This window comes from Acidovorax sp. NB1, assembly GCF_005405905.1.
Lineage (GTDB): Bacteria > Pseudomonadota > Gammaproteobacteria > Burkholderiales > Burkholderiaceae_C > Acidovorax.
Genome location: NZ_BJHU01000026.1, coordinates 159,809 through 184,686 on the forward strand (window position 1 = coordinate 159,809; position 24,878 = coordinate 184,686).

General features: G+C 66.3%; 24 protein-coding genes. 12 read left to right on the top strand and 12 right to left on the bottom strand.

The annotated features are described in order from the left end of the window. Positions 1-86 precede the first annotated feature (86 nt). The 5 genes from AvAM_RS13815 to AvAM_RS13835 form a co-directional block, all read right to left on the bottom strand. The gene (locus AvAM_RS13815; protein ID WP_137747595.1) at positions 87-296 is read right to left on the bottom strand and encodes a hypothetical protein; all 210 of its coding nucleotides are present in this window, start codon (positions 294-296) and stop codon (positions 87-89) included. Between the two features lie 370 nt (positions 297-666). After that, positions 667-2,814, bottom strand: a complete 2,148-nt coding sequence (gene priA / locus AvAM_RS13820; RefSeq protein ID WP_375708158.1) for a primosomal protein N' — start codon at positions 2,812-2,814, stop codon at positions 667-669. Between the two features lie 758 nt (positions 2,815-3,572). Next, complete coding sequence (hemE, locus tag AvAM_RS13825; protein ID WP_137747597.1) at positions 3,573-4,685, bottom strand: uroporphyrinogen decarboxylase; 1,113 nt, start codon at positions 4,683-4,685, stop codon at positions 3,573-3,575. A 101-nt stretch (positions 4,686-4,786) separates the two neighbouring features. Then, positions 4,787-6,367 carry an MFS transporter gene (locus AvAM_RS13830; protein WP_137747598.1) on the bottom strand — a complete coding sequence of 527 codons (1,581 nt, stop codon included), beginning with the start codon at positions 6,365-6,367 and terminating at the stop codon, positions 4,787-4,789. 127 nt (positions 6,368-6,494) lie between these two features. Further along, positions 6,495-7,046 carry a MarR family winged helix-turn-helix transcriptional regulator gene (locus tag AvAM_RS13835; RefSeq protein WP_137747599.1) on the bottom strand — a complete coding sequence of 184 codons (552 nt, stop codon included), beginning with the start codon at positions 7,044-7,046 and terminating at the stop codon, positions 6,495-6,497. Between the two features lie 117 nt (positions 7,047-7,163). Between AvAM_RS13835 and AvAM_RS13840 the strand changes: the two genes are divergently transcribed. The 4 genes from AvAM_RS13840 (at position 7,164) to AvAM_RS13855 (ending at position 11,409) form a co-directional block, all read left to right on the top strand. Next, positions 7,164-8,117, top strand: a complete 954-nt coding sequence (locus AvAM_RS13840) for a Bug family tripartite tricarboxylate transporter substrate binding protein (RefSeq protein WP_137747600.1) — start codon at positions 7,164-7,166, stop codon at positions 8,115-8,117. After that, positions 8,114-9,442, top strand: coding sequence for a sulfatase (locus tag AvAM_RS13845; RefSeq protein ID WP_137747601.1), 1,329 nt, complete (start codon positions 8,114-8,116; stop codon positions 9,440-9,442). The genes AvAM_RS13840 and AvAM_RS13845 overlap by 4 nt, the downstream gene beginning before the upstream one ends. A gap of 84 nt (positions 9,443-9,526) precedes the next feature. Beyond that, positions 9,527-10,498 carry a helix-turn-helix domain-containing protein gene (locus AvAM_RS13850; RefSeq protein WP_137747602.1) on the top strand — a complete coding sequence of 324 codons (972 nt, stop codon included), beginning with the start codon at positions 9,527-9,529 and terminating at the stop codon, positions 10,496-10,498. Between the two features lie 182 nt (positions 10,499-10,680). Further along, on the top strand, positions 10,681-11,409 hold the full coding sequence (locus AvAM_RS13855; protein WP_137747603.1) for an alpha/beta hydrolase: 729 nt from the start codon (positions 10,681-10,683) through the stop codon (positions 11,407-11,409). Between the two features lie 78 nt (positions 11,410-11,487). Here AvAM_RS13855 and AvAM_RS13860 read toward each other — a convergent pair whose 3' ends face one another. Further along, on the bottom strand, positions 11,488-12,390 hold the full coding sequence (locus AvAM_RS13860) for a LysR family transcriptional regulator (protein WP_137747604.1): 903 nt from the start codon (positions 12,388-12,390) through the stop codon (positions 11,488-11,490). 160 nt (positions 12,391-12,550) lie between these two features. Here AvAM_RS13860 and AvAM_RS13865 point away from each other — a divergent pair, with 160 nt between their 5' ends. The 3 genes from AvAM_RS13865 to AvAM_RS13870 are packed head-to-tail and all read left to right on the top strand — an operon-like array spanning position 12,551 to position 14,281. After that, positions 12,551-13,531 (top strand): TerC family protein, encoded by a 981-nt coding sequence (locus tag AvAM_RS13865; protein WP_137747605.1) that lies wholly within the window; start codon positions 12,551-12,553, stop codon positions 13,529-13,531. Positions 13,532-13,547: 16 nt separating this feature from the next. Next, positions 13,548-13,709: a hypothetical protein gene (locus AvAM_RS25675; RefSeq protein ID WP_171012227.1), complete on the top strand. Its 162-nt coding sequence runs from the start codon at positions 13,548-13,550 to the stop codon at positions 13,707-13,709. A gap of 11 nt (positions 13,710-13,720) precedes the next feature. Then, complete coding sequence (locus tag AvAM_RS13870; protein WP_249368136.1) at positions 13,721-14,281, top strand: DUF2062 domain-containing protein; 561 nt, start codon at positions 13,721-13,723, stop codon at positions 14,279-14,281. A 1-nt stretch (position 14,282) separates the two neighbouring features. On the opposite strand, the gene AvAM_RS13875 is transcribed toward AvAM_RS13870, so the two are convergent. From AvAM_RS13875 to AvAM_RS13895, 5 genes are all read right to left on the bottom strand, one after another. Continuing rightward, positions 14,283-14,711: a hypothetical protein gene (locus tag AvAM_RS13875; RefSeq protein ID WP_137747606.1), complete on the bottom strand. Its 429-nt coding sequence runs from the start codon at positions 14,709-14,711 to the stop codon at positions 14,283-14,285. A 79-nt stretch (positions 14,712-14,790) separates the two neighbouring features. Further along, a complete protein-coding gene (locus AvAM_RS13880) occupies positions 14,791-15,759 on the bottom strand; it encodes a tripartite tricarboxylate transporter substrate binding protein (RefSeq protein ID WP_137747607.1) in 969 nt (322 codons plus the stop codon). Positions 15,760-15,860: 101 nt separating this feature from the next. Next, positions 15,861-16,118, bottom strand: a complete 258-nt coding sequence (locus AvAM_RS13885) for a DUF2783 domain-containing protein (protein WP_137747608.1) — start codon at positions 16,116-16,118, stop codon at positions 15,861-15,863. 26 nt (positions 16,119-16,144) lie between these two features. Further along, entirely contained in the window at positions 16,145-17,797 is a 1,653-nt protein-coding gene (locus AvAM_RS13890; RefSeq protein ID WP_137747609.1) for an FAD-dependent oxidoreductase, read from the bottom strand. A gap of 27 nt (positions 17,798-17,824) precedes the next feature. Beyond that, entirely contained in the window at positions 17,825-18,784 is a 960-nt protein-coding gene (locus tag AvAM_RS13895) for an MBL fold metallo-hydrolase (protein ID WP_137747610.1), read from the bottom strand. Positions 18,785-18,926: 142 nt separating this feature from the next. On the opposite strand from AvAM_RS13895, the gene AvAM_RS13900 reads away from it, so the two are divergent. Beyond that, positions 18,927-19,724, top strand: a complete 798-nt coding sequence (locus tag AvAM_RS13900) for an IclR family transcriptional regulator (protein WP_137747611.1) — start codon at positions 18,927-18,929, stop codon at positions 19,722-19,724. Positions 19,725-19,771: 47 nt separating this feature from the next. On the opposite strand, the gene AvAM_RS13905 is transcribed toward AvAM_RS13900, so the two are convergent. Then, positions 19,772-20,659: a LysR substrate-binding domain-containing protein gene (locus AvAM_RS13905; RefSeq protein ID WP_137747612.1), complete on the bottom strand. Its 888-nt coding sequence runs from the start codon at positions 20,657-20,659 to the stop codon at positions 19,772-19,774. A 159-nt stretch (positions 20,660-20,818) separates the two neighbouring features. Here AvAM_RS13905 and AvAM_RS13910 point away from each other — a divergent pair, with 159 nt between their 5' ends. The 4 genes from AvAM_RS13910 (at position 20,819) to AvAM_RS13925 (ending at position 24,874) form a co-directional block, all read left to right on the top strand. After that, positions 20,819-22,039, top strand: coding sequence for a CaiB/BaiF CoA-transferase family protein (locus AvAM_RS13910; RefSeq protein ID WP_137747613.1), 1,221 nt, complete (start codon positions 20,819-20,821; stop codon positions 22,037-22,039). Between the two features lie 66 nt (positions 22,040-22,105). Then, complete coding sequence (locus AvAM_RS13915) at positions 22,106-22,966, top strand: MaoC family dehydratase N-terminal domain-containing protein (protein WP_137747614.1); 861 nt, start codon at positions 22,106-22,108, stop codon at positions 22,964-22,966. 83 nt (positions 22,967-23,049) lie between these two features. Next, positions 23,050-24,042, top strand: a complete 993-nt coding sequence (locus AvAM_RS13920) for a tripartite tricarboxylate transporter substrate binding protein (protein WP_137747615.1) — start codon at positions 23,050-23,052, stop codon at positions 24,040-24,042. Between the two features lie 4 nt (positions 24,043-24,046). Continuing rightward, on the top strand, positions 24,047-24,874 hold the full coding sequence (locus AvAM_RS13925) for a CoA ester lyase (RefSeq protein ID WP_137747616.1): 828 nt from the start codon (positions 24,047-24,049) through the stop codon (positions 24,872-24,874). Positions 24,875-24,878: the final 4 nt, after the last annotated feature.

Here is a 24,878-nt window from a genome sequence, read left to right on the forward strand (position 1 = left end):
CGATTCGCGCACCGTTGGGGTTCTGTGTGGCGGACAGGAAGTCCGCAGCGGGGGCGCGCTGGATGGCAGGTGCGTGGGGCAGGCCATCAGCACTGGGGCGGATGCTGCATGCTCGTTTGCAGCCAGCCCTGGGTCACGGCAAAAAGCCGTGCGGCTTCGCGCGAGGCAAAGGCCTTGTCAAAACGGAACACGCGGCAGTAGCTGCCGTTGCCCTGCGAGCGGTGGACCGAGAAGGAGGCGCGAAAGCGGCCGCAGTCGGTGGGGTGTGTCGTGGGCGAAACGACGTAGCGGCCCATGGAAATGGCAGTGGGTGAAATCTGGATCAATCAGGAGCGCGGGCCGCAAGGAAGGGCCGCGTGAGCATCAAGGAACGCGGTGGGCTGCAGCTCGACAGATCCACTGGGCGACACAGGTCGCAAAAAGGTGCGGTGCGTGGGGCGGAATGCACCCCATGACAGGCGTTGCGGTGACAGGCCGAACAAGGCGCCCTGCGTACAACACGCCTGAAGTATATTGGTATTTGAATTTAAATTCAAATCAATATTATTTTTGGTTTTAAAAAGTGGAAGTTCGGGACTCTGCAAACCCTTCGTTTCTGGAAACTAGATGCTCTTGATTTGATAGCTGTTTGCGCTTGTGCAACGCGCGGTAGGGCCCTAAAAAGCGTCAAATCACCAGCGGGTCCACGTCCACCAACCAGCGCACCAGCCCCTTGTGCTCGGGCGCGCTGCGCGTGGCCTGCAGCACGGGCTGCCAGGCGGCCAGGAAGCGCTGCAGGGCGGCGCGGCTGGGGCTTTCCATCAGCATCTGCGCGCGCTCGACATTGGCCACGCGCTGGATGGTCAGCGGCACGGGTGGGAACAGCGTCACCGCGTCCAGCCCCGGCAGGCCCGCCGCGTGTGCGGCGGCCGTGGCGGCGGTGAGGAAGCCCTGGGCCACCTCCTGCGTGCGGGCGTCGGCGCGCACCAGGGCCTGGTAGGCAAACGGGGGCATGGCGGCTTCTTCGCGCTCCTTGAGCTGCTGGGCGGCGAAGGCCTCGTAGTCGTGTTTGCGCAGCGCCTCGTACACCGCGTGCTGGGGGTGGAATGTCTGCACCCACATCTCGCACTGCGTACCCTGGGTCGCCATGTAGGCGGCGTCCCGCCCGGCGCGGCCGGCCGCCTGCATGAGCAGCGCAAACAGCCGCTCGGGCGCCCGGAAGTCGCTGCTGAACAGCGCCCCATCGGGCTGCACGGCGGCCACCAGGGTGATACGCCGGAAGTCATGGCCCTTGGCAATCATCTGCGTGCCCACCAGCACATCCACCTCGCCGGAATGCACCTGCGCCAGCTGCGCTTCGAGCGCGCCCTTGGCCTTGGTGGTGTCGGCGTCGATGCGGGCGATGCGCGCGGGCGTGCGGTCGGGCCGCAGCACCTCGGACAGCAGGTCGCCAAGCTGCTCTTCGAGCTGCTCGGTGCCCCGGCCCATGGAATGGATGTCGGGGCTGCCGCAGGTGGGGCAGGCGCGGGGTACGCGCACCGTGTAGCCGCAGTGGTGGCAGCGCAGCGTGCGGTCGGCTTTGTGGAACACCTGGTGCGCGCTGCAGTGGGGGCAGTCGCTTTTCCAGCCGCAGTCGGCGCAGTGCAGCACGGGTGCGTAGCCCCGGCGGTTGAGCAGCACCATGCTCTGCTCTCCGCGCGCCACGCGCTCGGTGATGGCGGCCAGCAGCGGCGCGCTGAAGATCGCACGGCGTGGCTGCTGGTTCATGTCCACGCGGCGTACGCGGGCCGGGGCGCCCGCGCCCCTCTCTGTCCCTACGCCGGCGCCGATCCGGCTGGGCATGGCCAGGCGCACATAGCGCCCGCCCTCCGGGTCTTCGGGCGTGGGCGGGCGGCTGGCGTGCCAGCTCTCCAGCGACGGCGTGGCCGAGCCCAGCAGCACCTTGGCGCCCTGCTCACGCCCGCGCCAGATGGCCAGGTCGCGCGCCGAGTAGCGCGCGCCCTCCTGCTGCTTGTAGCTGGGGTCGTGCTCCTCGTCCACCACGATGATCTTCAGGCCCGGCAGGCTGGCGAACACCGCCATGCGCGTGCCCAGCACGATGCGGGCAGCGCCGCTGTGCGCGGTCAGCCAGCTCTTGAGGCGCTGCGGGTTGGTCATGCCGCTGTGCAGCGAGACCACGGCCTGGCTGCCGAAGCGCGGCGCAAAGCGGGCGGTGAAGCGCTCTTCCAGCTGCGGGGTGAGGTTGATCTCGGGCACCATCACCAGCGCTTGCGCCGTGGGGTCGGACTCCAGCGCTTCCTGCACGCAGCGCAGGTAGACCTCGGTCTTGCCGCTGCCGGTGCTGCCAAACAGCAGGAAGGGGCCGGATTCAGAAGAAATTTGGGCCCTTGCGCGCTCCTGCTCTGTGGTGAGCGCTATTGTTTGAATCGCGTTTTCGCTGCTGTTCCCTTCCTGCGACTTGGCGGGGCGCTTGAGTCGGCGCGCCAGCTGGTCGGGCTGCAGGTCGCGCAGCTGGGGCGGCAGGGCAGCCAGCGCCACCTCGCCCAGGGCGCGCTGGTAATAGCGCGCGGCAAAGGCCACCAGGCGGCGCCAGGGCAGGGCCAGTGGCGCTACCCCCTCCAGCACCCCAGCCACCGCCCGCATGGCCGCACCCTCGGGCAGCTCGCCCGTGGCCTCCGCAGCGTCCCACACCACGCCCAGCACCTCGCGCTTGCCCAGCGGCACCCGCACCAGCGTGCCAGGGGGAAGGGGCTGCGCGCTGGCATAGCTGAGCAGGTCCCCCACGCCGCTGTGCGAGGGGGTGTGCAAGGCAACGTGGACGATGGCGGAATGGATAGGCACAGGCTATGGCAGTTACAGGGGCTTGTGGAGGCCGGGTGGAGGTTTGGCGGCTAAGTGCTTGATTTGGCTTGCCGTGTGAGTAATCCCGTCTTTCTGTGGATAACTTTGTTGACATCCTGCATCCACCGCCCGCCAACCCGCATGAATACTGGCCCTGAACAGAATGCCCACAAAATTGGCAGTGAGAAAAAATCCTTATGAATCAATCATCTGAAGAATTTTGGGTGCATTTTCTGTGCTAGCGCCTGGTGGGCCACCCATGTTGCGCCGCATCAAGATTTTTGTGCATAAGTCAGGCAGCCAGCAGGGCGTCAATGGCCGGGAAAACCCTTAATTTGTGTTAGTGATGCCCCCGCATGCTCAGTCTTTTCTGCGATGTAGGCTGCAAGTGCTTGATTTGACTGGGGTTTTGCAAGAAATCCAGAATTCCTGTGGATAACTTTGTTGATATCCCCTGTGTTTGCCACGCAAGTCCTTGACGGGCCGTGCTTTGGCTGGAATGCCCGCCAAAAAAGCAGCCTTGCGAAATCGTTTTAAATCAACCACTTACGTCGTTGATGAGAATATTTTCTGCCCTGCCCACTTTGTGTGCACGGGGGCCGCAGAGGCCCCGGTGCTGCGCCATTTTTGTGCATAAGTAGGCCCTTCGAGCCGCTCGGGTATTGCCGCCCTGCGGTTTTTCTTCTGTTGCAGAAGATGCACCCGCAGGGCGCCACGCAGCCCGTTGCCACGCTGCTGCGGGCCGGGCGCCTTCACCCCTGGCGCTGCGCGCGCGAGTGGCTGTGCACGGCCTCCACCAGCGCCGCTACATGCTCGGGCGGGGTGAACTGGCTGATGCCGTGGCCCAGGTTGAAGATGTGCGTGGGGCCGCTGGTGCTGCGGTCGGTGTGGGGCTTGCCAAAGCTGTCGAGCACGGCATGCACCTGGGTCACGATCTGCGCGGGCGGTGCAAACAGCACATTGGGGTCGATGTTGCCCTGCAGCGCTTTGCCGGGGCCGCCCACCTGCCCGCCGACGATGGTGCGCGCCTTGCCCAGGTTGGCCGTCCAGTCCAGGCCCAGCACTTCGCAGTCGATGTCTTTCATGTCGTCGAGCCAGATGCCGCCGCCCTTGGTGAAGACGATGCGCGGCACGTCCGTGCCATCCACGCCGGTGCGCTTCAGTTGCGCCAGCACGCGCTTGGTATAGGCCAGGCTGAACTCCTGGAACGCGCCATCGGCCAGCACGCCGCCCCAGCTGTCAAAAATCATCACGGCCTGGGCGCCCGCGTCGATCTGGGCGTTGAGGTAGGCGGCCACGCTGTCGGCGTTCACGGCCAGGATGCGATGCATCAGGTCGGGGCGGGCATACATCAGGCTCTTGACGAGGCGGTAGTCGTCGCTGCCCTTGCCTTCGACCATGTAGCAGGCCAGGGTCCAGGGGCTACCCGAGAAACCGATCAGCGGCACGCGGCCGTTCAATGCCTTGCGGATGCTGGTGACCGCGTCGAACACGTAGCGCAGCTTGTCCATGTCGGGCACGGCCAGTTCATTCACCGCAGCCTCGTCGCGCACCACTTTGGCAAAGCGCGGGCCTTCGCCCTCGGCAAACGACAGGCCCAGCCCCATGGCGTCGGGCACGGTGAGGATGTCGGAAAACAGGATGGCCGCGTCGAGCGGAAAACGCTCCAGCGGCTGCAAGGTCACTTCGGTGGCGTAGTCCACATTGGTGGCCAGGCCCATGAAGCTGCCCGCCAGGGCACGTGTGGCCTTGTATTCGGGCAGATAGCGCCCCGCCTGGCGCATGAGCCACAGGGGCGTGTAGTCGGTGGCCTGGCGGCGGCAGGCACGCAGGAAGGTGTCGTTGGCAAGGGGGGCGAAGGTCATCCTGCGATTGTCGCAGGCCGACCGCCGGCCTCGCCCCCCGATTTGGCGGTAGAAATTGACGCGCATCAAGCCGAAACCACCGAGGGTCGGCTCCAGGGCGCCTACCGCTCCGCGATGTAGTGCGACATCCGCACGACTTCGCCGGGTGCCAAGAACGCCCGCACTTCCGTCTCAAGCGCCTGGTCCGCCATGGTGGCGCGGGCGCGCTGGTGCAGGTAGTCGGCCCAGGACTCGACGATGAAGCGCTCCACATAGCGCGAGGGTTCGCCCAGGTCCTTGTACACGCGCCAGAAGGTGGCGCCGTCGCGGCGGCGCGGGGCCTTCATGCGGCTGATGGTGTCGAGGAAGGCGGCGTCGGTGCCGGGGGCGATGCGGTAGCCCACTTCCACCGCCACGGGGCCCGCCTCGGGCAGCGGCTCGGCCTCGATGAAGAGTTCGTCCCAGGGCGTGGCCTGGGTCACCTCGTGCAGCGCACCCATGCGCAGCGGCATGGGGCGGGCCAGCAGCAGGCCCACGCCCATGAGCGCGGCGGCCACACACAGCGTGGGTGTGAGGCCCAGGATGTCCGACGCCGCACCCCAGAAGGCCGAGCCGATAGCAAACGCGCCCAGCGCCGCCACCATGTGCATGGCCACGGCGCGTGAGCGCACCCACTGCGGCGCGCTGGCCTGGGTGGCGGTGTTGAAGGTGGACATGGCCGACATCCAGGCCGCGCCCGCAAACAGCATGGCGATGTAGACCACCCCCGTGATCTTGGTGAGGGCCGCCACCAGCATGGCCGCGCCAAACACGATGCCGCCGGTGCCCACGATGACTTCCATGCCAAAACGCGCGCGCAGCCGTCCCAGCACCAGGCCCACGGCCACCGCGCCCGTGCCCAGGCAGCCCATCAGCAAACCGAAGCCCGGTGCCCCGGTGCCCAGGCGCTGGGCAATCACCGGCAGCAGCGCCCACAGGGCCGAGCCTGCAGCGCTGAACGCCATCACGCGCACCAGCTGCGCGAGGATCATGCGCGAATGCCAGGCAAAACGCAGGCCGCTCAGGGTGCCGCCCCACAGGCGCTCGGCGGGCAGCTTGGAGGGTGGGTGTGCCTTGGGCGGCCAGCGGCGGATGGAGTCCCACATCACCAGCGTGGTGGTCACCGTAACGGCAAACACCCACCCGGCGCCCAGCTGGGCAAACACCAGCCCCGCCAGCGTAGGCCCGATGGCGCGCGCCGCGTTGTAGGCAATGCTCACGGCGGTGATGGCCTGGGGCCATTCGTCGCGCGGCACCGGGTCGATGACCGAGGAGTTCCATGCGGGCGTGAGCACCGCCGTGCAGCAGCCGCACACAAACACCAGGAACAGCACCGAAGCCGACCCGCCCCAGCCGCCCAGCACCAGCAGCGTGAGCAGCGCACTGGCCCCCGCCTGCGCCAGCAAAGCGCCTGAGATCAGGCGCCGCCGGTCCGTGGTGTCGGCCAGCACACCGGCAGGCAACGCCAGCAGGAACATGGGCATGAACACGGCTGTCTGCACCAGCGCGGCCAGAAAGGACGACCCCGTCAGCTCGACCATGAGCCAGGCGGCTGCCATGGTCTGCATGCCACTGCCTACAAAAAAGATGCCGCCACAAATCCACAGGCCCCGGAACGCGGGTTGGCGCAGAGGGCTCCACAAAGAGGTCGAGTGCTGGGACATGAGGGCGGGTGGTAGGGCGTGGGTCGTGGTCGGACGGAAAGCGCGGGCGGACCTGCAGGGGTGTTACGAGGCGTCTTGGAGGATATCGCCGTCTCCCCGTTTTGGGGCGCACTGCGGGGGATGTCCCTCAATCCACATGCCGTCCGCCCCGCAGCCGGTAGGTGCGCGGCACATCGGTGCGGGTGGCGACCAGCGCTTCGGCGCGCTGCTGCATGTCGGCCAGGGCCTGGTCCAGGCCCGACACGGCCTCGGGTTCGAGCCCGGCCAGCAACTCCTGGTTGAGCGCCTTGACCTGCGGGAACAGGCCATCGTGCACCGCCTGGCCTGCGGGCGTGAGGGTCAGCACGGCCTGGCGCCGGTCGCCGGGCATGGCGTCGCGGGTGATGAGCTTCTTGGCCAGCAGCGAGGTGATGGCGCGCGAGGTGCGTGCCCGGTCCAGCCCCAGCCGTTGGGCCAGCTCGGCCGGTGGCATGCCCGGGTGTTGCGCCAGCATCATCAGCAGGCCCCACTCCCGCCGGGTGATTCCGTAGCCACCTTCACACAGCCGCACCACCAGGCTGCCCGCCACGGCCAGCAGGCGGTTGAGGCGGTACATCAGCAGGTCGTTGGCGGCCTGCGGGTGGGCCAGCCGGTGGCCGGGCGGGGTGGGTGGTGAGGGGGCCGGTGCAGGCGCGGGCATCAGGGTATTTCCGGGCAATGATTGATTAGATCAATTGATTGTGTGCCCAATACAGTCCGGCCATCCACCCCCCGCGCGGCTGCGCGGGCCCTGCCATCGCCCCTGGAGATTTCGACCATGCGCAAACCCCTTGCTTTTGTGCTGACCGCCACACTCGCCCTGTGCGCCACCCTGGCCCAGGCGCAGGAGACCCCCTTGCGCATCGTGGTGGGTTACGCACCCGGCGGCGCGACCGACCGCGTGGCCCGCATCGTGGCCGACAAGCTGGGCAGCAAGCTTGGCACGCCCGTGATCGTGGAGAACAAGACCGGCGCGGGCGGCCGCCTCTCGGCCCAGGCCGTCAAAGCCGCGCCCGCCAACCAGCCCACGCTGCTGCTGGCCAACCCCGCCGTGATGCTGGTAGCGCCGCTGGTGTTCCCTGACGCGGGCTACGACCCCGAGCGCGACTTCCGCCCTGTGAGCCACGTGAACAGCTACGAATTCGGCGTGGCCGTGGGCAGTGCCGTGCCGGTCAAGGAGCTGCCGCACCTGATGGCCTGGCTGAAGGCCAACCCGGACAAGGCCAACTTCGGCGTGCCCGCCACCGGCAGCCTGCCGCACTTTTTTGGCCTGATGGTGGGCGACGCCGCCAAGGTGCGCGCCGAGGTGGTGGGCTACCGGGGCTCGGCGCCGCTGCTGAATGACCTGCTGGGCGGCCAGGTGCCCGTGGCGTTCGACACGTTTGACACCCTGTTGCCCCAGCACGAGGCGGGCAAGATCCGCATCCTGGCGGTGTCGGGCGCCAAGCGCAGTGCGCTGGACCCCAAGATCCCCACGTTCAAGGAAAGCGGTTTGGACCTGGCCGCCACCGGCTGGAACACCTTTTTTGCCCCCATGGGCATGCCCAAGGCGCAGGCCGAGCGCCTGGCCAGTCTGATCCATGAGGTGATGAAGGACCCGGACACCCAGCGCAAGTTCGAAGCCGCCAAGATGGAGCCCGTTGTGGCAACCATGGCGCAGACCGAAGCGATGCTCAAGGCCTACCGCGCGCAATGGGCGCCGGTCGTGCAGCGCTCGGGCTTCAAACCATGACCACCCGCCCCAACATCATCTTCATCGTCGCCGACGACCTCGGCTATGCCGACCTGGGCTGCTATGGCGGCCGCGATGCAGCCTTTGGCCCCGTGTCGCCGGTGCTCGACCAGCTGGCGGCCGAGGGCCTCAAGCTCACGCAGGGCTACTCCAATTCGCCCGTCTGCTCGCCCACACGTTTTGCGCTCATGACCGCGCGCTACCAGTACCGCCTGCGCGGCGCGGCCGAGGAGCCCATCAACAGCAAGAGCCGGGGCAGCACCACCCTGGGCCTGCCGCCCGAGCACCCCACGTTGCCTTCGCTGCTGCGCGCATCGGGCTACCGCACGGCGCTGATGGGCAAGTGGCACCTGGGCTACCCGCCCGCGTTCGGGCCGCTGCGCTCGGGCTATGAAGAGTTCTTTGGACCCATGTCGGGCGGGGTGGACTATTTCACCCACTGCAGTTCCAATGGCACGCACGACCTGTACCTGGGCGAGGAAGAAAAGCAGCAGGACGGCTACCTCACCGACCTCATCACCGACCACGCGCTCGACTATGTGCAGCGCATGGCTGAGGGCGCACAGGCCGGCACGCCGTTCTTCCTGAGCCTGCACTACACCGCGCCCCACTGGCCGTGGGAGACCCGCGACGACGAGGCGCTGGCGCAGGAGGTGAAGACGAACCTGTTCCACCTGCACGGCGGCAACATCGAGACCTACCGCCGCATGATCCACCACATGGACGAGGGCATCGGCCGCATCATGGCCGCGCTCCAGCGCCACGGCATCGACCGCGACACGCTGGTCGTGTTCACCAGCGACAACGGCGGCGAGCGCTTCTCGGACAACTGGCCGCTGGTGGGCGGCAAGATGGACCTGACCGAAGGCGGCATCCGCGTGCCCTGGATCGCCCGCTGGCCTGCGGTGATTGCCCCCGGCGGCGTGAGCGCGCAGACCTGCATGACCATGGACTGGTCGGCCACCATGCTCGACGCCGCAGGGGCCGCCGCGCATGCGGATTACCCGCTGGACGGCCGCTCGCTGATGCCGCTGCTGCGCGATGCCAACATGATTGACGAGCCCCCGCTGTTCTGGCGCATGAACCACCGAGGCCAGCGCGCCATGCGCCAGGGCGTGTGGAAGTACCTGCACGTGGATGGCAACGACTACCTGTTCAACCTGGCCGACGACGAACGCGAGCGCGCCAACCGTGCGCCCGTGGAGCCCGACCGCCTGAAGGCCATGCGCGCCGCGTGGGAGGCGTGGAACGCATCCATGCCCGCCATTCCTGACGACGCCACGGTGAGCCTGGGGTACTCCGTCAAGGACATGCCGCAGCGCTGAACCCGGCGGGCATGCAAGTTAGCGGGCGGACGGCAGGGCTTGCCCTGTTGCCCGCCAGACACCCTTGCCGGTAGATTGGGCGCCATGCCCGCCTTCGCCCCCGCGCCCTCGTCCCCCACTGCTCTGCGCCAGTGGACCACCGACGTGGTGGCGCCGCCCGCGCGCCTGGACTACTGGGTGGGCGCGATCTGCGAGGCGTTTCTGGAGATGGATTGCAGCTCCCGCGAGGCGCCGCTGTTTGGCGGCGAGCTGCAAAGCCTGCCGGTGGAGACGCTGTCCATCAACCGCGTGCGGGCCTCCACCCAGGATGTGTTTCGCACGCCCGCCGGCATTGCGCGCAGCCGCCAGCTGCCCTTCTACCTGATCGGCCAGGCCGAGACCGCATGGCATGTGCGCCAGGATGGCCATGTGGCCCACCTGCGGCCGGGCGACGTGGTGCTGCTGGATTCGGCCCGGCCGTACGAACTGCACTTTCCCGACGGCGTGCACTGTGTGTCGCTGCAGCTGCCGCGCGCCTGGGTAGGGCAGTGGCTGCAGCAGGCCGAGGCGCCCGGCCCGCGTGTGGCCTGGCGCGACCAGGGCTGGGGCCAGAGCCTCGGGGCGCTGGCCGTGCAACTGGCACGCGACCCGGCCTCGGCGCAGGCCCTGCCGCCCGCCTTGCTGTCCGACCACCTGGGCGCGCTGCTGTGCGCGGCGCTGGAGCCGCCCCAGCCACCCGCCCCCACGGCGGCAGGCAGCCTGCATGCCCATCTGTGTGCGCTGCTGCGGGCGCGCATCGACCAGCCCAGCCTCTCGGCCCCAGCGCTGGCGCAGGAGGCGGGTGTGTCGCTGCGCACCCTGCACCGCGCGTTTGCGGCGCAGGGCCACACCTTTGCGGGCACCTTGCGCGAGTTACGCCTGGCGCGGGCGGGCGAGCTGCTGCGCCGCCCCCAGCTGGCCCATGTGGCCGTGGCCGAGATCGGGCGGCGCTGCGGCTTTGCCGACGCTTCGCACTTCGCGCGCGCCTTCCAGCGCGCCATGGGGGCGTCGCCCGCGCAGTGGCGGCGCGGCGGCTGATTCCGTCTCCCCATCCTCCGAGTCGTTGTTGCTTCGCCTTGCCGTGCTGCGCGGCGGTGAAGCTTTTGGCACACCCTGCACAGCCAGCTGGCACGCACAGTCCATTCAGCACCACCCGGTGTTTCTAAGGTAGCGGCAGGGCGGATAACCCGGTCCTGCAACACAACCCCAAGGAGACACATATGCCAGATACCTATGTCCTGGTCCATGGCGCCTGGCACACCGGTGCCGAGATGGAAGCCACCGCCACCCACCTGCGCGCGCGCGGCCACACCGTGCACTGCCCCACACTCGCGGGCAACCACCCCGGCGACGACCGCGCGGCCATCGGCTTGGCCGATGCGGTGGATTCGCTGGCGGCTTATATCGACAACCAGGGGCTGACCGATGTGCGACTGGTGGGGCACAGCTATGGCGGCATGGTCATCAGCCACATGCCGTCGCGCCTGCCCGGGCGCATTCGCCGCCTGGTGTACTGGAACGCCTTTGTGCCGCAGCCGGGCGAGTGTCTGAACGACCTGGTGCCGCCGCACTACCGCGCGCTGTTCGACCAGGTCGCGGCCAGCAGCGGCAATGCGGTGATGCTGCCGTACCCCATCTGGCGCGAGGCCTTCATCAACGATGCCGATGAGGCCCTGGCGCAAAGCACCTACGCACTGCTCAACCCCCATCCCTACCGCACCTTCACCGAACCCGCGCAGCTGCCCGTGCCGCTGGCCGCGCTGGAGGTGGGCAAGAGCTACCTGAACGCGCAGCAGGACACCGCGCTGCCGCACAGCCTGCCCTGGCACCCGCGCCTGTCGGAGCGGCTGGGCCTGTTCCGCCTGGTGGAGTGCGCGGGCAGCCACGAGCTGTGCTTTTCCGACCCGGCATCGGCGGCGCTGCACATCGAGCGGGCTGGGCGCGACTGACGGGCCGCAGGGTTCTGTGTGCGCTGAGTTTTGGGCTTTTTTGGCCTCTTCCGCCTGATGGGTAAGCGCTGATAGCTATCAATTCAGGAGTGATCCGCTGCTCCCCGCCTCCAGCAGCCGGGTGAGCAGCGGGTGCATCACCTTGCGGGCGCTGTAGATCAGGTGGAACTGCTCCTGCACGTCGGGCGTGGTGCCCACCTGCACCAGCCCGTGGGTCTGCGCCAGGTGCTCGCCCAGGGAGACCGGCGCAGGCATCACGCCCATGCCGGTGGCGGCAAAGGTGCTCAGCAGCGCACTGTCTTCAAACTCGCCCGCGATGCGCGGGCGGATGCGTTCGCGCTCCAGCCAGTGGTCGATGCGCGCGCGCATGGCGGCGTGGTCGGTGGGCAGCAGCACGGGCACCACGGCCAGGCTGTGGGGGAAGCTGTTGGCCGCCGCCTCGGCCCACAGCGGGGGCGCGTACCAGGCGATGGCGCTGGTGCCCAGCAGCTGGCTGGTGGTGCGCAGGGCGGGGTTGGGGGGCGCGGCGCGGTCGGCCAGCACGGCGTCGAGCTTGTGCAGCGCCAGCTCGCCCAAAAGGGGTTGGAACTCGCCCTCGTGGCACAGCAGGCGCAGGTGGGGCTCGTCCAGCACGGGGGTCAGCAGCCGGTGCACGGCCAGCTTGGCAATGCCGTCGGAGATGCCCAGGTTCAGCCGCAGCGTCTGGCCGCTGGCGGCCTCGCGCACGCGCACGGGCAGCAACTCACCCAGCGCAAAGATGTGGTCGGCCTCGTGCAGCGCAGCCACGCCCGCATCGGTCAGCACCAGGTTGCGGCCCTCGGAGCGCAGCAGGCTCACGCCCAGCGACTTTTCCAGCTCGCGCACCTGGGCGCTGATGGTCTGCACGGCCATGTCCAGCCGCTCGGCGGCGCGCGCGATGCCGCCCTCCTTGGCCACCACCCAGAAGTAGAAAAGATGGCGGTAGTTGAAGCTCTGGCTCATGATGTTGGCGTGACGGTTTGGTCAAAAAGGTGGTTGGTTCGTAAAAACAGAACCAATGCTACCAATATGACAGGTTTTAAAGAATCTCCTGCGTCCCTACAGTGCGGGTCTGCCGCTGGGCTAGCGCCCGGCCAGAGCAATACCCCTTTGGAGAAAGAGCATGGAAACAATAGGCACCTGGTGGATGTGGGCGGGTTTTGCCGTCTTTGTGGTGGTGGCGATCGCCATCGACCTCTTGGTGATGGAGCGCCAGGGCGCGCACAAGGTCACGATGAAAGAGGCGCTGCGCTGGAGCCTCTTGTGGTTCTCGCTGGCCTTCGTGTTCGTGGCCATCCTGTGGTGGTACCTGGACGGAAGCCAGGGCCGCGAGGTGGCCAACACGGTGTCGATGCAGTTCATCACCGGCTACCTGGTCGAGAAGAGCCTGTCGGTGGACAACATCTTCGTCTTCCTGATGCTGTTCAGCTACTTTGCCGTGCCGCCGCAGTACCAGAAGCGCGCGCTCATCATCGGCATCATCGGTGCCATCGTGCTGCGCACGCTGCTCATCCTGGCCGGTGCCTGGCTGCTGGCCACCTTCCACTGGCTGCTGTATGTGTTCGGCGCGTTCCTGGTCATCACCGGCATCAAGATGTGGTTTGCCGCCGGGCAGGAGCCTGACATCGCCACCAACCCGGTGCTCAAGTTCCTGAAGAAGCGCATCCGCATCACCGACAAGTTCGATGGCGAAAAGCTCTCGACCATGATCAATGGCGTCAAGCACTTCACGCCGCTGTTTGTGGTGCTGGTGCTCATCGGCACCACCGACATCATCTTTGCGGTGGACAGCATCCCTGCGATCTTCGCGATCACCAGCGACCCGTTCATCGTGCTCACGGCCAACATCTTCGCCATCCTGGGCCTGCGCGCGCTGTACTTCCTGCTGGCTGACCTGGCCAACCGCTTCCACCTGCTGGCCTATGGCCTGGCCCTGGTGCTGGTGTTCATCGGCAGCAAGATGCTGCTCATCGACCTCGTGAAGATCCCGATCGGCTATGCGCTGCTGGTCACCGCCGGGCTGATCGCCGGTTCCATCTACCTGTCGCTGCGCAGCTCGGGCGAAAGCGCCCACGGTGCCCCCGCCCTGCCACCCAAAGACTGAAACAAGGCCACGCACCATGGAACTCTTCGACTCTGTTCTGCTTTTTCTCCTGGGGGGCCTGGTCGCGGCTACCGTCATCGCCCACCGGGCGGGCAATGAGCGGCGCGATGTGCGGCTGCTGATGGGGCTGTCGGCCCTGTGTGGCGCCGGTGCCGCCGCCGCGCTGGCCTGGGGCTGAGAGGGGCGCCGATGCAGATGCTCTGCACCTTGCGCCGCTGGCTGCGTGGGCTGGAGCCCCGGGCGCGTGCCTACCTGGAGCGCGGCTGGCTGTCGCGCTACCAGCCCTGGCTGGAGCAGCGTGCGCTGTTTCGCTTTCAGCGCCAGCCGCTGGCACGCGGGGTGGCGGCGGGCATGTTCTGCGGCCTGATCCCCGGCCCGCTGCAGATCCCGGGCACGCTGCTGGTGTGCGCCTGGCTGCGCGGCAACATCGTGGCGGGTGGCGTGGCCACGTTCTATACCAACCCGCTCACCACCGTGCCGCTGTATGTGCTGGCGTTCTATCTGGGCGCACTGGTCATGCCTGGCTCGCACTCTCTGCCCGAGTGGAGCAGCGTGGTGCCAGGCGGGGACTTCTCGGTGCAGGCGCTGGGCGCCTGGATGCAGGCCCTGGGCACGCCGCTGCTGGTGGGCCTGCCCACGCTGGGGCTGGTGATGGCCGTGCTGGGCTATGCCACGGTGCAGCTGCTGTGGCTGGCACCCGCGCTGCAGCGCAAGCGGCGGCTGGTACGGGGCCAGAAAGCGGCGGGCTAGTTCAGCGGGCTCGCCGATGGGTGTCTGCCGACCGCCACTGGAGTGCGCCGTCGTGGGATTTGTCCGGGACGGGCAGCCCCAGGGGCTTCAGCAGCTCCTCCAGGTCGGCCAGATACGCGGCAGCCTGCCCCCGGGCTGGTTGTGTGATCTGCAGGGAGAACTCCAGCGAGTAGGGAAAGTCGTCGTAGTTGGTGACAAGCGCATGGCGGCCACTGGCCAGCCGCAGCGCAAACTGACGCCCCGCCCGTGGCGCGCCCTGGGTCGAACGAAACCGGGTGCTGCGGGCTGCAAACAACCGTAGCGCGTCATCGAACGGGTGGTTGTAGATATGGCACGGGTAGAGGTTGCAGGCGGGTAGCTTGCGCATGCTGATCCACTGCGGGGGCGCGCAGGCAGTGGCAGCGGCTGGGGGCGTGGTGGCGTCGGGCATGGGGCTCTCGCTGAGTATGGCCGCCATGGTATGCGGCACCGGCGCCACCGGCGCCAGCGGCTGCAACGCCTGCCCTGCGTCAATCCAGCTTCACGCCCACCTTGGTGATGACCCGGCCCCACTTCTCGCGTTCGGTGCGTGCAAAGCTGCCCATCTGGGCGGCCGTGCCGGGCATGGGCTCCACACCCAGCGCCTGCAGCCGGGCCTTGGTGCGCGTGTCGGCCAGGGCCGTCTGCAGCGCCTTGCTGAAGGTCGCCGCCACATCGGCCGGTGCGCCCGTGGGCACCACCAGGCCTTGCCACGCAAACCCTTCAAACCCCTGCAAACCTTGTTCGGAAATCGTGGGCACATCGGGCATGGTCGTCACGCGCTGCGGGCTGGCCACACCAATTGCGCGCACCTTGTTGCCTGCGAGGAACGGGTACACCGTCGCGCTGTCAATCCACATCGCGGGCACCTGGCCGCCAATCACATCCTGGATGGCCGGTGCCGCGCCCCGGTACGGCACGTGCGTGAGCTTGAGCCCGCTCTGCTCACGGAACAGCTCGCCCACCAGGTGGTGCGGGCTGCCCGGGCCGGCGGACGCCCAGTTCACGCCATCGGGCAGGCCCTTGGCCCAGGCCATGAACTCCTTCAGATTCTTGGCGGGAACGTTGTTGGACACCACCAGGAACATTGGAAAGCGCACCAGCAGGCCCACAGGCTGGAAGTCCTTTTCGGCGTTGTAGCTGAGCTTGCTGAACAAGAACGGGTTGGCCGCCAGCGTGGCGAAGTCGGCCGAGAACATCAGGTTGCCGTAGTCCTTGTTGCGTGCGCTGTACTCAGCGGCAATGTTGGTGCCCGCGCCGGGCTTGTTGTTGATGATGATGGTGCGGCCCAGCGTGGCCGACATCGACTCGGCAATCGTGCGCGCCACGATGTCCGAGCCGCCGCCCGCCGCGTAGCCCACCACCCATTCGAGCGGCTTGGAGTCCTGGGCCTGGGCCAGGGGCAGGGTGGTGGCCAGGGCCAGGCCCGCGAGGGTGGCGAGGAAATGTTTGCGCTGCATGGTGTTGTCTCCGTGGTGTTGTCAAAAAGATCAAGGCAAAGCCCGGGCCCTGCACCGTCTGCGCGGTGCTGAAGCTGTGGGGATGGAAAGGATTAGTACGGCTAGGCTGCCACCGCGTGGGTGGGCACCACCGGCGTGACGGCCGGGGTGGTGCGCCGGTCGGCCATCGGCACGGCACTGCCGCGCGCCAGTTGCAGCGCGTGCTGCAGCGTGGTCTGGTCGCCGATGTGGTTGGCCAGCAGCAGCACCAGGCGTGCGTTCATGGCGTGGCTCTCGGGCGTGGAGAGGCCCTGGTGCGCAGCAATCAGCGCTTCATAAAAATCGTCGCAGGCCTGCAGGTTCGGTTGGGTGTTCAGCATGGGCATGTTCCTTGTCGTCTTCCTGGTCAGACGGCTGCGGCCGTGGCACGCGCCAGAGCGCTGCGCACCGCTGCTTCGATGGGCGTGCGCCAGCGCGCGCACACATGCTGGTCGGGCCGCACCAGGTACGCGGTGCGCGGCAGCGCATCCAGCCGCTGCGCCGCCTGCGCCTGTTGGTCGATCACGTCGATGCCGATCTGCAGCACCTTCACGCCGGGCAGGTCACGGGCCCAGGCAGGGGCCGGGCCAAACACGAGCAGCGTGAAGTCCGGCCCCAGCTCGCGCAGCAGCCAGGTGGGCTGGCCTTGTTTGGTCAATGGCGCGTCCAGCAGCACGGCGCCGGGCACCTGTGTGCCCACAAATGCATCGTTGTCGGGCGTGTTCAGGGGCGAAGCATGCAGCGTGGCCGGCACCGACAGGCGGCCGCTGTTGACGATGCGCCGTGCAAACGCATGTTCACGCGCCAGGTGCAGCGCCGCGTCGCGGAACAGGCGGCTCACCTCGCTCTTGGGCGTGATGAAGTCGGTGGCGCGGGTGGAGTTGCACAGGTTCTCGTCAGCGGCGTATTCGCGCTCGGGCCCATAGGTGGCCACCAGCGCTGGGCTGGCGCGGCCCTGGAGCACCCAGTCCAGCTTCCAGGCCAGGTTCTCCGCGTCCTGCACGCCGCTGTTGGCGCCCCGTGCGCCGAAGGGTGAGACGCCATGCGCGCTGTCGCCCGCAAAGATGACGCGGCCGTGCACAAACTGGTCCATGCGCAGGCAGGCAAAGGTGTAGACACTCGCCCAGTCCAGCTCAAACTGCGCCTCCGCACCCAGCAGCGCCTGCACGCGCGGGATGATGTTCTCGGGCTTCTTTTCTTCCTCGGGGTCGGCGTCCCAGCCCAGCTGGAAGTCGATGCGCCACACGTTGTCGGGCTGGCGGTGCAGCAGCACGCTCTGGTTGGGGTGAAAGGGTGGGTCGAACCAGAACCAGCGCTCGGTGGGGAAGTTCGCCTCATCCGCTAGCTTCACATCGGCGATCAAAAAGCGGTCCTGAAAAATGCGCCCCTTGCTTTCCAGCCCCAGCATCTGCCGTGTGGGCGAGCGCGCGCCGTCGCAGGCCACCAGCCATTGCGCGTCGATCTGGTACGCGCCCTCGGGCGTGTCGATGCTCAGCAGCGCGCCGTCTGCGCGGCTTTGCACGGCCGTCACCTTGTTGTGCCAGCGGATGTCGATGCCCGGCAACTGCAGCGCACGCTCCACCAGGTAGGCCTCGGCGTAATACTGCTGCAGGTTGATGAAGGCGGGGCGCTCGTGGCCCTCTTCGGGCAGCAGGTTGAACTCGTACAACTGCTCGTCTTTGAGGAACACCTTGCCCAGGTTCCACGACACGCCCTTGTCCACCATGCGCTGGCCCACACCCAGGCGGTCCCAGATTTCGAGCGTGCGCTTGGCAAAGCAGATGGCGCGCGAGCCGATGGAGAGCTTGTGGTCGTTGTCCAGCACCACCACGCGCTGCCCGCGCTGGGCCAGGTCGATGGCGAGTGACAGGCCCACGGGGCCTGCGCCGATGACCACGACGGGGTGCTGCGCAGGCGTCGTGCGGTCCTGGTCAGGCGAGCGCACATATCCAAAATCGAGGGCCTGCACCTCAGCGCCGTTGGAGTGGAAGGCCTCGGGGGGGATGTCTCTGGGGTTCATTGTTGTGTCTCCTCCAACCTCAGCGGCCTAGCCTTCCAAAGCCTTCCACATTTGGATGTCGCGCTCAGCGGTCCAGATGCGTGGGTCGGGGTATTGCGTGGCCTCGTCGTACGCACGGGTCACGTCAAACGGCATGCAGTGGTTGAAGATCACCCAGTGGCCGTACTTGGGCTGCAACTTGGCAAACGTGGCTTCGTACACCTTGCGCAGGTCTTCGCCCTTGGCTGCGCTCGCCTTCACGCTCTCGTACAGGTCGCTGATGAAGGCGCGTGTGCCCGCCAGGCCCGCTTGCACCTGATCGGGCGTTTGCAGCGCAGCGCCCCGGCCGGGCACGAGCTTTTCGGGCTTCAGGGCTGCGATGTTGTCCAGCGTCTGCGGCCAGTCCTGAAAGTACGCATCGCCCGCATACGGCGTGGCGTCGAACTCCACCAGGTCACCGCTGAACAGGATCTTTTCCTGCGGCAGCCAGGCCACCGTGTCGCCCTTGGTGTGGCCCCGGCCCAGTTGCAGGATCTGCACCTCCAGCTTGCCCAGCCACAGGGTCATCTTCTTGTTGAAGGTCATGGTCGGCCAGGTCAGGCCGTCGGGCACGCTCTCCACGTTCTGGAACAGGCGCGGAAAGCGGCCGATCTCGCTGTCCTTGTCGAACTGGCCGCGCTCCACGATCAGGTCGCGAGTGTCCTCGCTGGCAATGATGTGCTCGGCGCCGTACGCGCTGGCCCCCAGCACGCGCACGGCATGGTAGTGCGAGAGCAGCACGTACTTGATGGGCTTGTCCGTCACCTCGCGGATGCGGCGGATCACGTCCTGCGCCATTACGGGCGTGGCCTGGGTGTCGATGACCATCACCGCGTCGTCGCCAATGATGATGCCGGTGTTGGGGTCGCCTTCGGCCGTGTAGGCATATGCGTGGTCGGAGAGTTTGTCGAAGCTCACCTTCTTCACTTCGAGGTCAGCGGCGGAGGCAAAGGTTTTGACGGTGCTCATGGTGGTGATTTGTTAATGGTGAATGCGTTTATCTAAACGGAATGCGTTGATGTTAGGCAAGAAATTCGTTCATGTCTAACGCATTTGTTTAGGTGTAAACCCGAAGGGCGTATGGATGCTGCGCTGCGTGGACAATCGCCCCATGCCCACCACGACCCCCGACCAGCCCCCCGCCGACGACGAAGACACGCCCCGCAGCCCGCGCGGCATCCAGAGCGTGGAGGTGGGTGGTCAGCTGTTGAAGGTGCTGGCGCGCACCGGCCGGCGCATGGCGCTCAAGGACCTGGCCCGCGCAGCGGACATGACGGCCGCCAAGGCCCACCCCTACCTGGTGAGCTTTGGCAAGCTGGGCCTCATCGAGCAGGACGCCGTGAGCGGCCATTACGGCCTGGGCCCCTTGGCCATGCAGCTCGGCCTCATCAGCCTGCAGCAGGTGGACCCGGTGCGCCTGGCCATTGCCGAGCTGCCCGCGCTGGCCCAGCGCATTGGCTACACCGTGTCGGCCTCGGTCTGGGGCGACAACGGCCCCACCATCATTCGGGTGGAAGAGGGCCCCACGGCCGTGTATGTGGCCATGCGCCACGGCACCACGGCCTCGGTGCGGCACACGGCCACGGGCAAGGTGTTTGCAGCCTTTGGCCCGCGCGAGCGCGCTGCGGCTGCACTGGCGGCCGAAGGGTTTGCGGGAGCACTGGACGAGCCCGCCTTTGCGGCCGAGCTGGAGGCCGTGCGCCAGCACCAGATCAGCGAAGTGACCGACCAGCTCCTGCCCGGCATCAGCGCGCTGGCCACGCCGGTGTTTGATGGGTTCGGGCAGCTGGTGCTGTGCATCGCCGTGATCGGCCCCAGCGCGACGCTGCAGACGGGGTCGGACAGCATTGCAGCCTGCCATTTGCGTGATACCGCGCGCAGCCTGTCGCAGCGGCTGGGAGCACCATAGCGAAGTTGTGGGCTTTTTTGCTCAAAACCTCTTGAGGCGCTGTCTCTTCATTTTTGTTTGCGCAGGATGCTTACAAGCTGTGGCACAAAGGGGTTGATTTGCTCTATGCCTTCCTTAAAGCAGACCTTGAGCCGTCGTTGGGCCCAGGGCTCTTCGATAGCAAGGCAGGCCAACTTGCCGTGATCTCCTCGCCCCATCGCTGACCGTGGCACCACACCGACACCTGCCCCGGACGCCACCAAGCGAGCTATCGCCCGGTAGCCTGATACCTGCACTCGCACATCCAGGCGTGCACCTAGCGCCGCTGCATGGTTCATGAGATAGGTGTGCAGAGCGGCTCCTGATTGCAGGCTGATAAACGGCTGGTCCAGGCAGTCTGCGAACCGCACTGAACGACGGCTCCCCAGTGCGCTTTGCAATGGGGCCAGCAGTACAAGCTGGTCATCGCGGTAGGGAAGGAACGCGAGGCCGATGTGTTCCTCCTCAAAGGCAACAACCCCCACATCCGCGCGTCCAGCGGCCACAGCGGAGACGATGTCCAGGCTCAGCCGTTCCTCCATGGTGATGCGCACAGCCGGGTAGGCCGTGAAGAACTGGGCGAGATCATCGGGCAGGAACGAACTGATGGCATTGTTGTTTGCGAACAGGGTGATATGTCCTGCCAGCCCCTTCGAGAAAGGCTGCAGGTCGGCGTGCATCTGCTCCAACTGAGCAATGCAGCGCCGAGCATGCTCCAGCATCACGTTGCCTGCCTGGGTCAAAGTGACTCCCCGCGCATGGCGTACAAAAAGCGCCGTGCCGACAGCCTCCTCCAATCCCTTGAGGCGCAGGCTCGCAGAGGACGGCGCCAGGTGACAGCGCCGCGCGCCGCGTGACAGATGTCCCTCCTGCGCCACGGCGAGGAAAACCTTCAGGTCGGTGAGTTCATAGCGCATGCTTCGCTGTCTCCGCTTTCACTGTTGGAACGTGTCGATTGGAACCGAACGGTAGCAGGGCCATGGGAGGCTTCTTGACGTCGCTTGTTCGTTTTATGCGAACGATGGTTTTGCAAGAACTCGCTTTTCATGCCGGGACTGCCTGGAGAAACTTGCGCCATGCAAGCAAAAAACTCCTCTGCCCGTAGCAGTTCCTTCGTCTCAGAGACTTCTGTTCGCCCTCTGGACGGCCTCTTGGTCGTCTCCATTGAGCAGGCGCTGGCCGCGCCACTGTGCACTGGCCGACTGGCTGAAATGGGTGCACGGGTCATTAAGGTCGAGCGCACAGAAGGCGACTTCGCAAGAGGTTACGACCATGCTGTCCATGGCAGTTCCTCTTACTTTCTGTGGACCAATCGCGGCAAGGAGTCGCTGGTGCTGGATTTCAAGCAAAGCGCAGATGCCGAGTTCCTGCATGGTTTGCTCGCCCAGGCCGATGTTTTTGTACAGAACCTGGCGCCAGGCGCCCTGGAGCGCGCTGGCTTTGACAGTGCGGGCTTGCGTGCACGGTATCCGCGCCTGATTACTTGTGACATCACGGGCTATGGTGCCGATGGTCCCGCCAGCGGGCTCAAGGCGTATGACCTGCTGGTGCAGTGTGAAAGCGGTCTGGCCGCAATAAGTGGCGCTCCGGAGGCGTGCGGGCGCATTGGCGTGTCGATCTGCGATATCGGTGCAGGTATGAATGCCACCATTGCCGTCCTTTCCGCGCTGGCACTGCGTGAGCGCACTGGTAAGGGATGTGGGGTATCTGTGTCGCTGTTTGACGGTGCAGCCGACTGGATGACTGTTCCCTATCTGCACGAAACCCAGGGCGACGGGGCGCCAGGCCGCCAAGGGCTGAGGCATCCCTCTATTGCACCCTATGGGGCGTACACCACGCAGGATGGCAAGGATGTGGTGATCAGCATCCAGAACGAGCGCGAGTGGGGCATGTTTTGCAGCAGGTTCCTGCTGCAACCAGAACTGGCGGCAGATGAACGCTTTGCCAGCAACTCCGATCGGGTGCGCCACAGGGCACAGCTGGACGCCATCATCGTCCAGGCATTCACTGCGCTTCCACTGCAAGCGGCGCTTGCACGGCTCAATCAGTCCAACACTGCCTATGGCCAGGTGCGATCGGTGGGAGATATGGCGCGACACCCGGCACTGCGCACCTGGTCCATGCCGGTGCAGGGACGGGCGGTGGACATGGTTGCACCGCCCGTGCGCGGCCCCTGGGATCTTGGCCGCTTTGCCCCGGCCCCCGAGCTTGGACAGCACACGGAGGTGTTACGCAGGGAGTTTGCCGAACGGCCAACGGACTTCGACGAAGCGCGTTCTGCCCAGAAGTCTGCCTGACCCGGAAATCGTCGGCTGCTCATTTGCCAGCCCCTTGCACCACGCTGCCATTGGAGAGTCCTTGCCATGAATGAGATCAATCTTGCCTACTTGCAAAACTGGGTGGGCCGCGAAACCACTACCCATGACCTGTTGGCGCCGCGCCACGCCGGTCTGATGGCCGCCACACTCGGACTGTCCCGCGATGCTCTGGGTGTTGGCGCCGCTTTGCCTCCCCTGTGGCACTGGACCTACTTCCTGGAGGGCCTGCCGCCCACTGAGTTGGGGCGCGACGGCCATCCAGCGCGCGGCGGCTTCCTGCCCCCCGTACCTCTGCCCAACCGCATGTGGGCTGGCGGCGTAGTGAACTTTGATGCCCCCCTGCCGTTAGGGGCTGCGGTGGAGAAGCGCTCGCGCATTGCGTCGGTGCAGCACAAGGTGGGGCGCAGTGGCGATCTGGTCTTCGTGACGGTGGCGCATGAGATCTGGCACCAAGGGCAACTGGCGCTCCGGGAGCTTCACGACATCGTCTACAAGTCCGCCGCACCGGCCCATCCCGCTCCACCCGTTGGCGCTGATGTGCCCACCGATGCGGGCCTGCCCATTTCTACCGGTACGCGTACCTACCGACCCGACGCCACGCAGTTGTTCCGCTACTCCGCGCTCACTTTCAATGGCCATCGCATTCACTATGACCTGGACTACTGCCGTGAGGTGGAAGGCTACGACAACCTAGTCATCCATGGCCCGCTCAATGCAACCCTTTTGGCGGCCTGGGCGCAAGAAGTCGCCGGGTGTCCGCTGCGCGAATTCCGCTACAGGGGCCTGCGCCCTGCACTGCTGGGCCAGACGCTGACTCTGCACTGGGGCGAGAGCGCCGGCACAGCCATGGTGTGGGCCACGCTGGAGAGCGGCGCGGTTTCCATGCAGGCCGAGGCCTTGTTTTAGGCGCGCTAGAGATGGCAGCACCTTTCAAGAAACCATGGCTTACGCAACCTAGCAATACAACGAGCACTACCAGGAGACAACCCATGACCACGCCTCGCAACTCTCTTCGCCCAGTGGGCCGCCGCGTTCTGCTCGCCTTGGCGGCAGCCTTTTGCGCCACCTCTGCCTTTGCGAACAGCTACCCTGCCAAACCTGTCACCTTGATCGTGCCCTTCGTGGCTGGGGGGACTACCGACATCGTCGGGCGCATCCTGGCCGATGGGCTAGGCAAAGAACTAGGGCAGCCTGTGGTGGTAGACAACCGTGGTGGTGCGGGCGGCAATATCGGCGCCTCTGTGGTGGCGCAGGCCGTGCCCGACGGATACACGCTGCTTCTTGGGTACAACGGCACCAATGCCATCAACCCGTCCCTGTACAAGAAGATCCCGTGGGACCCGGTCACCAGTTTCGCGCCGATTTCCCTGGTGGCGCGTGTCAACAACGTTGTCGTTGTCAATCCTGCATTGCCAGTGAAGACGCTTCCGGAACTGAGCAGCTACGCCAAAGCCCACCCCGGTCAGGTCAGCTACGGCTCGGCAGGGGCTGGCAGCATTTTTCACCTGGCCGGTGAGATGTATGCCCAGCTGGCAGACCTGAAGATCACGCATGTACCCTACAAGGGCGCGGCCCCCGCTCTGGTCGATCTGATGGCCGGGCAGACGCAGTTCATGATCTCCACCATTCCTGCAGCGCTTCCCCACATTCGCTCGGGAAAACTGCGCGCCATCGCGGTCACTGGCGGGCAGCGTTCACCGTTGTTCCCCGAGCTGCCCACAGCCCTCGAAAGTGGCTACCCTCCGATGATTGTGGATTCGTGGTTCGCAGTTTTCGCGCCTGGCGGTGTGCCCGAGGGGCTGCGCACCCGACTGAATCAGGCCATACACAAGGTGCTGACCAACCCCGAATACACCAAAAGAATGGAGGAGCAAGGTGCGCAGCCCATGCCCTCCAGCGCGGCCCAACTGGCCCGCTTGCTGAATGAAGATATCAGCAGCTGGCGTACCATCATCCGCAATGCCAAAGTCAGCCTGGATTGACCCGATGTGGACCTCCAAGCTGTCCGCGGCCCGGTCGCTGCTGTTTGTTCCGGGCGATCGTCCTGAACGTTTTGCCAAGGCCGCCGACAGTGGCGCGCACGCGGTGATTCTCGATCTGGAGGATGCCGTGCGGATGGATGACAAGGCGCGTGCGCGTGCTGCCTGCCATGCCTACCTGGAGCGGGGTGGTACCGGCCTGGTTCGCGTGAACGCCACAGATACGCCGTGGATCGACGAAGACTTGGCTTTGTGCGGACATCTGGGCGTGGCCGCTGTGGTGGTCCCCAAGGCAGAGGCGCCTGGGCAACTGGACCTCGTGCGCCGGTCTATTGGCCGCCCCGTGCCGCTGCTTGCGCTGGTGGAGACAGCTGCTGGCCTGCAAAACGTTCAACTTCTGGCGCAATGTCCTGGGGTTGTCAGACTGCTGTTCGGTACGGTGGACTTCTGCCTGGACCTGCGCATCGACCACGACATGCCTGACGGTGACCTGGACAACGTGCTGGCGCCTTACCGTGCCCAGATCGTGTTGGCCTCATGTGCTGCCGGCCTGGCGCCCCCCGTGGATGGCGTGACGCTGGACATCCGGGATGCGCAGCGCGGCTTGCACGATGCGCAACGTGCATACCGCACGGGCTTTGGCGGAAAGTTGTGCATCCACCCCTCGCAGATCGCTGCGGTGCATCGCGGATTCGTCCCCGACGCGCGGCGGCTGGAATGGGCCCGACAGGTCACTGAAGCCGCCGCGCGCTACAGCGGGGCGTTCGAGTTCGAAGGGCGCATGGTGGATGCCCCCGTGTTGAAGCGGGCATCCGAGCTGCTTGGAGCGCATTGAGGCT